At 56.9% G+C, this 11,192-nt stretch carries 7 protein-coding genes; 3 read left to right on the forward strand and 4 right to left on the reverse strand.

Annotated elements, in window-relative coordinates; genetic code table 11:
• Positions 1-244 precede the first annotated feature (244 nt).
• The gene (locus L3069_RS14660; protein WP_236901885.1) at positions 245-1,828 is read left to right on the forward strand and encodes a TerC family protein; all 1,584 of its coding nucleotides are present in this window, start codon (positions 245-247) and stop codon (positions 1,826-1,828) included.
• Between the two features lie 90 nt (positions 1,829-1,918).
• On the opposite strand, the gene asmA is transcribed toward L3069_RS14660, so the two are convergent.
• The 3 genes from asmA to udk form a co-directional block, all read right to left on the reverse strand.
• Entirely contained in the window at positions 1,919-3,769 is a 1,851-nt protein-coding gene (asmA, locus tag L3069_RS14665; RefSeq protein WP_038416378.1) for an outer membrane assembly protein AsmA, read from the reverse strand.
• Between the two features lie 23 nt (positions 3,770-3,792).
• The gene (gene dcd, locus L3069_RS14670) at positions 3,793-4,374 is read right to left on the reverse strand and encodes a dCTP deaminase (RefSeq protein ID WP_006811250.1); all 582 of its coding nucleotides are present in this window, start codon (positions 4,372-4,374) and stop codon (positions 3,793-3,795) included.
• A 90-nt stretch (positions 4,375-4,464) separates the two neighbouring features.
• Positions 4,465-5,106 carry a uridine kinase gene (gene udk, locus L3069_RS14675; protein ID WP_000130320.1) on the reverse strand — a complete coding sequence of 214 codons (642 nt, stop codon included), beginning with the start codon at positions 5,104-5,106 and terminating at the stop codon, positions 4,465-4,467.
• A 342-nt stretch (positions 5,107-5,448) separates the two neighbouring features.
• On the opposite strand from udk, the gene L3069_RS14680 reads away from it, so the two are divergent.
• On the forward strand, positions 5,449-8,778 hold the full coding sequence (locus tag L3069_RS14680) for a diguanylate cyclase (protein ID WP_038416379.1): 3,330 nt from the start codon (positions 5,449-5,451) through the stop codon (positions 8,776-8,778).
• Here L3069_RS14680 and alkA read toward each other — a convergent pair.
• Positions 8,743-9,615 carry a DNA-3-methyladenine glycosylase 2 gene (alkA, locus tag L3069_RS14685; RefSeq protein WP_038416380.1) on the reverse strand — a complete coding sequence of 291 codons (873 nt, stop codon included), beginning with the start codon at positions 9,613-9,615 and terminating at the stop codon, positions 8,743-8,745. The genes L3069_RS14680 and alkA overlap by 36 nt on opposite strands.
• Before the next feature lie 130 nt (positions 9,616-9,745).
• Between alkA and yegD the strand changes: the two genes are divergently transcribed.
• The gene (yegD, locus tag L3069_RS14690; protein ID WP_236901886.1) at positions 9,746-11,098 is read left to right on the forward strand and encodes a molecular chaperone; all 1,353 of its coding nucleotides are present in this window, start codon (positions 9,746-9,748) and stop codon (positions 11,096-11,098) included.
• The last annotated feature ends 94 nt before the right edge of the window (positions 11,099-11,192 follow it).

Genomic DNA, 11,192 nt, shown 5'->3' on the forward strand with positions numbered 1-11,192 from the left:
TTTGAGGTTTTCGGATTTTCTTTATATTGACAAAATAGAGCGCCAGACCATTTATTGCGATATATCCTAAATATCGTCTTTTGTAATTAAATCTTCGCATTTAACTTATTTACACAGCCCCGCAAATGGGTTTTACCTGAGTGTAGCATTAAGAGAAATCTCACCCCGGCATTGCAATTTCCGTCTGCTTTATCCATGATCGAAGTGTGACATTAGTCATATAACAGAAGGTATTGCATTTACTATGGAATGGATTGCCGATCCATCAATCTGGGCCGGGCTGGTGACGCTGGTCGTCATCGAATTAGTGCTCGGCATTGATAACCTGGTGTTTATCGCCATCCTTGCCGATAAATTACCCCCTTCACAACGCGACCGCGCCCGCGTGACGGGTCTTCTGCTCGCCATGGTGATGCGTCTGCTGTTACTGGCCTCAATATCATGGCTGGTCACGCTCACCAAACCCTTATTCAGCGTGCAGGGTCTGAGCTTTAGCGCCCGCGACCTGATCATGCTTTTCGGCGGATTGTTCCTGCTGTTCAAAGCCACGGTTGAGCTTAATGAGCGGCTGGAAGGAAAAGACAGTGAAAACCCCACCCAGCGGCGCGGCGCTAAATTCTGGCCGGTGGTCGCGCAGATAGTGGTGCTGGATGCCGTCTTTTCTCTCGACTCCGTGATTACTGCCGTCGGGATGGTTGACCATCTGGCGGTGATGATGGCCGCCGTGATCATTGCCATCACCCTGATGGTGCTCGCCAGTAAAGCCCTGACGCGCTTCGTGAACAGTCACCCGACTATCGTCATTCTCTGTCTGAGCTTCCTGCTGATGATTGGCTTTAGCCTGGTGGCGGATGGTTTTGGCTTCCATATCCCGAAAGGATATCTGTACGCAGCCATTGGTTTCTCGGTGCTTATTGAGTTTCTTAACCAACTGGCCATTTTCAACCGCCGCCGTTTTCTTTCCGCGAACCAGACATTACGACAGCGCACCGCAGATACGGTGATGCGCCTGCTGAGCGGCAAAAAAGAGGATGCCGAGCTGGATGCTGAATCCGCTGCGATGCTAGCCGACCACAGCGACGGGCAGATCTTCAACCCGCAGGAACGCCGGATGATAGAGCGCGTGCTTAACCTCAACCAGCGCTCGGTCAGCAGTATCATGACCTCCCGCCACGACATTGAGCATATTGACCTGACGGCACCGGAAGAGCAGATCCGTGCCCTGCTGGATAAAAACCAGCACACCCGCGTGGTGGTGACCGACGGAGAAGAGGAAGAAGAGCTGCTGGGCGTGGTACACGTGATTGACCTGCTGCAACAGCAGCTTCACGGTGAGCCGCTCAACCTGCGCGCGCTGGTGCGCCAACCGCTGGTCTTCCCGGAAGCGCTGCCGCTGCTCTCCGCGCTGGAGCAGTTCCGCAACGCGCGTACCCACTTCGCGTTTGTCGTTGATGAGTTTGGTTCTGTGGAAGGGCTGGTGACACTCAGCGACGTGATGGAAACCATCGCCGGTAATCTGCCTAATGAGGTGGATGAGATCGATGCACGCCACGATATTCAGAAAAACGCAGACGGCAGCTGGACCGCCAACGGCCATATGCCGCTCGAAGATCTGGTGCAGTTCGTTCCGCTTCCGCTGGACGAGAAGCGCGAATACCACACCATCGCCGGTTTGCTGATGGAATATCTGCAACGTATTCCGCAGCCGGGCGAAGAGGTCCAGGTGGGGGATTACATGATCAAAACCTTGCAGGTAGAGAGCCATCGCGTGCAGAAGGTGCAGCTGATACCGCTGCGCGGTGAAGATGAGATGGATTTTGAGGTGTAAAAAAGCCGGGTGGCGCTTCGCTTACCCGGCCTACGGTGTCTGGCTTTTGTAGGCCGGGTAAGGCGAAGCCGCCACCCGGCACAACAGGCATCAGAGCTTATCGAGCAACTTTTTCACGTCCTTACCAGACTGAGACTCTTTATTGCGGTCCGCCCAGTCATTCAGCCGACGTTTCGCTTCATCCTGAAGGTGCTTACGCAGGATCTGATCGACCTGCAAACTGTAATTCAGTTCCTGCCATTTTCCGTACACGCGCAGCGGTATCGGCGTCTCTTTCAGGAACTCGACAAGCTGGCCTTCCCCTTCCCAGCCGGCCTTCACGCGGACGTTGAAGCGGGTGTCAACCGTCTCTTTCACCAGATCCAGCGCGCCGTTTCCGGTCAGCGCCAGCAGGGACGAGATTCCCTGCATCTCGTCGAGCGAGAGCTGACCGTTGTCGAGGGCAAGCTCGCTGGTAAAGCTGTCGAGACGGGTTGCGCTGTCGTAGTTTTCATTCGCCTTCACGCTGCTGCTGCGCTCTACCGCCTGCTGCACCAGTTGCTGGAAGTTCAGCCCTTCCATGCGCGAATCTTTTAGCTCAACGTGCGCCTGCCCCTTCCAGCTACGACGGAAGGCGTCCGCATCAATCTTCGTGCCGGAGAAATCCCCGGCCAGCGACAGCTGCCCCGTGAGGGAAATCGGGTAATTAAAGGCTTTCAGGATGGTGCCAATCTCAACGTTTTCCAGACGCGGCTGGAACGCGGCGCTGGCAACGTCTTTACGTACGTCCAGCGTGCCCGGCAGGGAGAGATTTCCTGCCCCCATTTTTCCGCTGAGCTCAGAGATGACCAGCAGGCCGTTGTGGTTGAACATCTGGCTGTTGACGTCAGTAAAATCAATCCCACGCCAGCGCACGCTGTTCGCTTTCAGCAGAATGTCGGCGGTAAATCCGCGCAGACCATTGTAGTCAGGCAGATCGAGACTGGAGGAGATCACCGGACGCGACTGCGTGACCTGGCTTTGCCCTACCTGCGCGACACCCTCATCGGTCGCATTCACCGTTTGGGCCGCGAGCAGGTTCTCAAGGTTCAGCTTGTCGAATTGCAGATCCAACACCCACTTGGGTTTCTCATCAAGCGTGACGCTCGCCTGCCCCTTCAGGGAACTGTCGTTGGCCTGGAGGTTGAGCGCGTTCAGTTCGAGCTGTTTGCGCTCTTCGTGCCACACCGCCTGCATCGTGCCCTGGCCGGCGATCCCCTTCGCGGGTAAATCCGCGCCGGTCAACTGCCAGTTGACCTGCTGAACGTCCGCCGTCAGCTGGTGCGGGTAGTCAGAGGCGTTCACGTTCGCATTCATCGACAGGTTGAGATCGCGCTGGTTACGGTTGATCCGCCCGGAGAACTCCATGGTCGCGTGATGGTTGGCGTCCTGCTCCATCTTGAGGTTGATATTGCGGACGGTGATCTGTTCGTCATCCTCATGCTGGAAAACCAGCACGCTGTCAGCGACTTTCAGATTACCAATATCGAAAGACCAGCCGGTGTCAGACGGAACGTCAGGCAAAGTATTTTCACGCGGTGCGACCGGAGCATTCGCCTGACGAACGGCTTCGGTTTGTGGCGTAAGCTGAATCACCGCCCCTTTCAGCATCACCTGTTCAACCTGGAGCTGATGGGATAAGAGCGGGATGAGCGCGACATCAAGACGCATGTTATCCGCCGTAACAAGCGGCTGCGCGGCGCCCGGCGCGGTGAGCGACATACGTCCGGAGAGAATGCTGAGCTGCGGCCAGACGTGCCAGCGCAGCGGCCCGTCCAGCTTGAGTTCATACCCGCTGCGCGCTTCAACCTGCCGCACCATGTAGGCCCGGAAGTCATTCGGGTTAACCAGCAGCACCAACGCTGAAAGGCCAGCCACCAGCACCACCAGCAAAATCATCAGCGTTGTCAGAACTCTTCTCATGGCTTCCTCAGTGAACTCACAGATCAGTCTTTATCGATACGGCTGGCAACCGCACCCTGCTGGTCGCGATATTTTGCGTCCTGACGGCGGTTATAAGGACGGTCTGCCGGGCCGGTCAGCGGTTCGAAGCTCAACGCACCGATCATCATTCCCGGGCGAAGCGCCAGCGGCAGTTTACCGGCGTTAAAGAACTCCAGCACGATACGGCCAGACCAGCCCGGATCGATACGGTGCGCGGTGACGTGCACCATCAGGCCCAGACGCGCCAGAGAAGAGCGTCCGTCAAGCCAGCCGACCAGATCCGCAGGCAGCGTGACCGATTCAAAGGTCACCGCCAGCGCCAGTTCGCCAGGATGGAGATAAAACGCCTCTCCTTCTTCGATGACGATTTCGTCACTCATGACGCGATCCAGCGCCGCACTGACTTCGTCTTTCGGCCCGCTGAGGTCGATAAACGGTGCCGTGTGGCCGCTGAAGGTGCGGAACTTATTCCCCAGACGTACATCGACGGTCACGCCGTTAATACGCTCAACCGGCGGACGCGGGGTGATAGACAGGCGGCCTTCATCCAGCCAGGCTTCTATATCGCGGTCACAAAGACGCATGGCACTTTCTCCTTTCGTGCATCGCGCCCTGAATCCTTACGGCGTCAGGGCAAACCAGGTTATCTCTGAACGGTACACAATTCACACGGCTTATTCAAAAAACTGACTGATTTTCGCTTTTAAGATATCAATGGCAATACGGTTTTTACCGCCGCGAGGCACAATAATATCGGCGTATTGTTTAGAAGGCTCAATAAATTGCAGGAACATCGGGCGAACGGTTTTCTGATACTGCGCCATCACGGAGTCCATGGAGCGACCGCGTTCGTTAACGTCGCGTTTAATACGCCGCATCAGGCAGATATCCAGCGGGGTATCGACGAAAATCGAGAAGTTCATTGATTCGCGCAGACGGGCGTCGGTGAGCAGCAAAATCCCTTCAAGAATAATCACCTTCTTGGGCTCAATGCGGATCGTTTCCTGGGTGCGGGTATGTTCCACGTAACTGTAGACGGGCAGCTCAATCGCCTCGCCGCGCTTCAGCGCTTCCAGATGCTGGAACAGCAGACTGTGATCCATCGCACTGGGGTGGTCGTAGTTGGTTTTTACGCGCTCTTCCATCGAAAGATGGGATTGATCTTTGTAATAGCTATCTTCGGGAATAACACCGATATGCTCATCACCCACTTGTTCACGCAGTTCGCGATAAAGCGTACTGGCAATAAGACTTTTACCTGAAGCCGATGCGCCGGCAATGCCTATGATGACGCACTGATGAGACTTATCAGTCATAAATTTAGCGACCTGATTAACCTGGATGTAAGGAAGGACGACGCCGGAGCGTCAAACGCGGCAATTATAGGGATTTCGGGGGCGTGATACCAGTCGAATGCGCAGGTTATGCGAGGCGGGCTGAAAAGCGCCGTTTCACGCCTTTAGCGAAATTTTTACGCACGGATTTCCACCATTTCATCCCCCTTCTTCGCAGAGTAACTATTTTATAAGTCTATGAAGTCAAAATCTGAGCACTCAGCATATGAATTGTAAAATGTTTGTACTAGCATAAACCAAATTAATGATTTCACGCGTCCGGAGCTGGCTCCTGACAACACGGCGTCCCTGGATAGAGCGGTAATGAATAAACAATACCAGCGGGTTTTGGTTACTACCCCACATCCTTTACTGCGGCTTGTCTGTCTGGGTCTGGTCACGTTCATCTTCACCTTATTTTCCCTTGAGCTGACTCGCTTCGGTTCGCTGCTGGCGCCATTGTGGTTCCCGACCTCCATTATGATGGTGGCGTTTTACCGCCATGCGGGAAAAATGTGGCCCGGCATCGCCCTCGCCTGCTCCTTTGGCAATATTTTTGCCTCGTGGATGCTCTTTTCATGGGAATCAATCAACTTAACCTACACGGCAATCAATATTATTGAGGCCTGTGTTGGTGCGGTGTTGCTGCGTAAGCTGCTCCCCTGGTATAACCCGCTGCAAAACCTCAACGACTGGATACGCCTTGCCCTCGGCAGCGCCCTGGTGCCGCCGCTGGTGGGCGGCATTCTGGTTCATTTTCTGGTGCCAGGCGCGGAGCCGCTGCGTAATTTTCTGTTTTGGGTACTTTCAGAAGCCATTGGCGCGCTGGCGCTTGTACCGTTAGGTCTGCTGTTTAAACCGCATTACTTGCTGCGCCACCGCAACCTGAGACTGCTGCTGGAAACGCTGGTGACCCTGGTCATCACCCTGGTCCTGAGCTGGACGGCTATCACCTGGCTGCCGTGGCCGTTCACCTGCATCATCGTTTTGCTGATGTGGAGCGCGGTACGCCTGCCGCGAATGGAAGCATTCCTGATTTTTTTATTCACCATCATGATGGTGTCCTTGATGATGGCGCGAAACCCGCCCTCCATGACACCTTCAAACATGATGGTGACCTTCAACGCGCCATGGCTTCCCTTTCTGATGATGCTGCTCCCCGCCAACATTATGACGATGGTGATGTATGCCTTCCGGGCCGAGCGTAAACATATTACTGAAAGCGAAGAACGTTTTCGTAATGCGATGGAATATTCCGCGATTGGTATGGCGCTGGTGGGCATTGAGGGCCAGTGGCTTCAGGCCAACAAGGCGCTGTGCAATTTCCTCGGTTACAGTCAGTCTGAGCTTCAGTCGCTCACGTTCCAGCAGTTAACCTGGCCGGAAGATTTAAATACCGACCTGGAGCAGTTGCAACAGCTGATTAACGGGGAGATCAACAGCTACAGCCTCGAAAAACGCTACTACACCCGCAGCGGCGAGGTGGTGTGGGCGCTGCTGGCCGTTTCCGTTGTGCGCCATGCAGACGGCACGCCGCTCTACTTTATTGCCCAGATTGAAGACATCAACGACCTGAAACAGACCGAGTGGGTGAATAAGCGTCTGATGGAGCGTATCACCCTCGCGAACGAAGCCGGCGGCATCGGGATCTGGGAGTGGGATCTCGAGCCGGACGTGATCAGCTGGGATAAACGGATGTTTGAGCTGTACGAGATCCCCCCGCACATTAAACCTACCTGGCAGCTCTGGCATGCGGCCATGGTGCCTGAAGATCGTGCGCACGCCGAACAGGTACTGCGTGAGTCACTCCAGGCCAGGGTGCCTTTCAAGCTGGAATTTCGCATTCGCGTCAAGGATGGCATTCGCCACATTCGTTCGCTGGCGAACCGGGTGCTGAACAAACAGGGCGAAGTGGAGCGGCTGTTAGGGATCAACATGGATATGACCGAGGTGAAGCAGTTGAACGAGGCGCTGTTCCAGGAAAAAGAGCGCCTGCATATCACCCTCGACTCCATCGGCGAAGCGGTGCTGTGCACCGATATCGACATGAACATCACCTTTATGAACCCGGTCGCCGAGAAGATGAGCGGCTGGTCGCAAAGCGAAGCGCTGGGTCAGCCCGTTCTGAAGGTGCTGCACATTACCTTCGGCGAGAACGGCCCGTTAATGGAAAACATCCACAGCGGCGATATGTCCCGTACCGATATCGAACAGGATGTGGTGCTTAACTGCCGGAATGGCGGCAGTTTCGACATTCATTACAGCATTACCCCGCTCAGCACCCTGGAGGGGCACGCTATCGGCTCGGTGCTGGTGATTCAGGATGTCACCGAGTCGCGCAAAATGCTGCGCCAGCTGAGCTACAGCGCTTCCCATGACGCCCTTACCCACCTGGCGAACCGCGTCAGTTTTGAAAACCATCTTAAGCGCCTGTTGCAGACGGTACAGGAGACCCATCAGCGTCACGCGCTGGTCTTTATCGATCTTGACCGTTTTAAGGCGGTGAACGATACCGCAGGCCACGCGGCGGGCGACGCGCTCCTGCGCGAACTCTCTTCGCTGATGCTGACCATGCTGCGCTCCAGCGACGTGCTGGCGCGTCTGGGCGGCGACGAGTTTGGCCTGCTGCTGCCGGACTGCAACGTCGAAAGCGCACGCTATATTGCGGGCCGGTTGATCGACGCCATCAACAACTATCATTTTTCCTGGGAAGGACGCCTGCACCGCATCGGCGCCAGCGCGGGGATCACGTTGATTGACGACGCTAATCATCAGACAGCGGAAGTGATGTCACAGGCCGATATCGCCTGTTACGCCTCGAAAAACAGCGGGCGCGGTGTGGTCACCGTCTATGAACCCCAGCAGGAGCGGATCCACAGCACGCGCAGCATGATGTCGCTGGATGAGCAGTGGCACATGATCAAAGATAATCATCTGCTGATGATCGCCCGCAGCGTCGCCTCACCGCGCATTCCCGAGAGCAGTAGCTTCTGGCTGATTTCCCTGCGGTTGTGGACCAGCCAGGGGGAAGTGCTGGAAGAGCATGCCTTCCGCGCCGGGCTGGCGGAGCCGGAGCTGCTGCACGCCCTTGACCGACGTATATTCAGCGAATTTTTCCGTACCTATGCCGCACAGGTGGCGGCCAAAGGGATGGGCGTCGCGCTGCCGCTCTCAGAAGCGGGTTTAGCCAGCGTCACGCTGGTGGATGAGCTGCTCGACCTGATCACCAGAGGTCCGCTGCCGGCGCGGCTGCTGCATCTGGCGATCGCCGTTGATGTGCTGAGCAATACGGATGAAAACGTGCAGCAGGGTCTGCAAAAGCTTCGTCAGGCTGGCTGTCGCGTGGTGCTGACCCGGGTTGGACGCGATATGAACGTCTTCAGCCAGCTCAGCGCCAACACCGCTGATTATCTGCTGCTGGATGCAGACGTGGTGACCAACGTCCACGGCAATCTGATGGATGAGATGATGGTGACCATCATTCAGGGCCACGCCCAGCGTCTGGGCATAAAAACCATTGCCGGGCCATGCCATCAGTCGATCATGATGAATACGCTGTCGGGCATCGGCATTGACTTTATTTACGGCGACACCATCGGGGAAGCGCAGCCGCTCGATCTACTGCTGAATACCAGCTATTTCGCCATCAACTGACGGCGACCAGCCGTCGGTGTACCAGATATGTAACAGCGCATACGAGCGCCACGGCTGCCAGCGCTCAGCATAGCGACGGATCTGCGCGGGCGTCATACCGGCAAAGCGCTGTTTAATGAGATAATCATCCGGCAGGAAAACATCCTTCGCCTGCCAGCCGCGCAAGGCCAGATAATTTGCGGTCCAGCGCCCGATGCCGGGGCGCTGCTGTAGCGCCTTCATCCCGGCCTCGACGTTCGCAGGCGGGAACAGCGGGAATTCACCGTCCACCACCGACTGCGCCAGATGAATCAACGACTCCGCACGCTTGAGCGGCATCCCAAGGGCTTTCAACCCCAGCGGATCCACCGCGGCCAGTACCTCTGGCGGAGGAAAACAGAGGTAGCCCGGCGCGTCCTGAATGGGTTCACCGCACAGCGCCACCACTCTTGACGCCAGTTTTGCCGCCATCGCCACGCTCACCAGTTGCCCGAGAATGGCGCGCACGCCCTGCTCATAGGCATCCATCGCGCCCGGCAAACGTAACCCCGGCCGCGCCGCGCCGAGGTCGCCCAGGGTCTGCGCAATTCTTAGCGGGTCGCAATCAAGATCGAACAGGCGGGCAATGCGATCCAGGCAAATATCCGCCACCGGGATCAGGCCAGGGCTGAGCGACACCGCCAGCGTATGGGTTGCGCTGTCTGGCACAACCCGAAATATGCCCTGATGCCCCACATAGCCAAAACTGCGTTCGTAGTAATCCTCCGTAACGGTCTCAACCCCTGTGACCGCACGCGCGGCAAGAAAGCCAAACATCCACTGCCAGTCGTAGGGCGGTTGCCAGTTCAGGGTGTACATCGTCTCTCCTTTTGTATTTACCTCAGCATAAACCGAAAGATCGCGTTGCGCCTTGCTTTCATATTCCTGTTGTCGCCTGGCAGACATTTCGCTAAAGTCTCGCCCCTTCTCATCGGCATGGGGATTTATTGTGTTTATTGGATTCGACTACGGCACCGCAAACTGCTCGGTTGCGATAATGCAAAACGGACAACCACAGCTCCTGAAAATGGAAAACGGCAGTACGCTGTTGCCGTCAATGCTCTGTGCGCCCACGCGTGAAGCGGTGAGCGAGTGGCTGTTCCGCCATCATCAGGTTCCGGCCACGGCGGCGGAGACCCAGGCGCTGCTGCGCCGTGCGGTCAGCTTTAACCGCGAGGAAGATATCGACGTTACCCCTTCCAGCGTGCAGTTCGGCCTCTCTTCCCTCGGGCAGTACACTGAAGACCCGGAAGAGGTCTACTTCGTTAAATCGCCGAAATCCTTCCTCGGCGCCAGCGGCCTGAAGCCACAGCAGGTGGCGATGTTTGAAGATCTGGTCTGCGCGATGATGCTGCACATCCGCAATCAGGCGCAGTCGCAGGTGCCGGATGCCATCACCCAGGCGGTGATTGGCCGTCCGATCAACTTCCAGGGGCTGGGCGGCGACGAAGCCAACCAGCAGGCGCAGGGGATCCTTGAGCGTGCAGCGCACCGGGCTGGCTTCCGTGACGTGGTGTTCCAGTATGAGCCGGTTGCGGCGGGACTGGATTTTGAAGCCACGCTGACGGAAGAGAAACGGGTGCTGGTGGTGGACATCGGCGGCGGTACGACGGACTGTTCATTACTGCTGATGGGTCCGCAGTGGCATCATCGTCGCGATCGTGAAAACAGCCTGCTGGGACACAGCGGCTGCCGCGTGGGCGGTAACGATCTGGATATCGCCCTGGCATTCAAGAGCCTGATGCCGCTGCTCGGCATGGGCGGTCAAACCGAGAAAGGCATCGCCCTGCCGATCCTGCCATGGTGGAATGCGATTGCCATCAACGACGTCCCTGCCCAGAGTGATTTTTACAGCACCGCGAATGGGCGTTTCCTTAACGATCTGGTGCGTGATGCGCAGGATGCAGAGAAGGTCGCGCTGCTGTATAAGGTGTGGCGTCAGCGTCTGAGCTACCGGGTGGTGCGCACCGCCGAAGAGAGCAAAATTGCCCTTTCCGATCGTCCTGAGCATGCGGTTACGCTACCGTTTATCAGTGACGATCTGGCTACGGCTATCACCCAGGAAGGGCTGGAAATGGCGCTGGCTCAGCCGCTACAGCGTATTCTGGAGCAGGTGCAGCTGGCGCTTGAGAATGGCAAAGAGAAACCGGACGTGATTTACCTGACCGGCGGTAGCGCCCGTTCACCGCTGATCAAGAAAGCGCTGGCGGAACAGCTGCCGGGGATCCCGATTGCCGGCGGCGATGACTTTGGCTCCGTTACGGCAGGACTGGCCCGCTGGGCGCAGGTGGTGTTTAGCTAATGGGGTTGTGCCGGGTGGCGGCTTCGCCTTACCCGGCCTACAAGATCCTCGAACCGTAGGCCGGGTAAGCGAAGCCGCCACCCGGCGAAACAAC

Origin of the sequence: Enterobacter cloacae complex sp. ECL411 (assembly GCF_021869665.1) — a bacterium.
Classification (GTDB): Bacteria; Pseudomonadota; Gammaproteobacteria; order Enterobacterales; family Enterobacteriaceae; genus Enterobacter; species Enterobacter intestinihominis.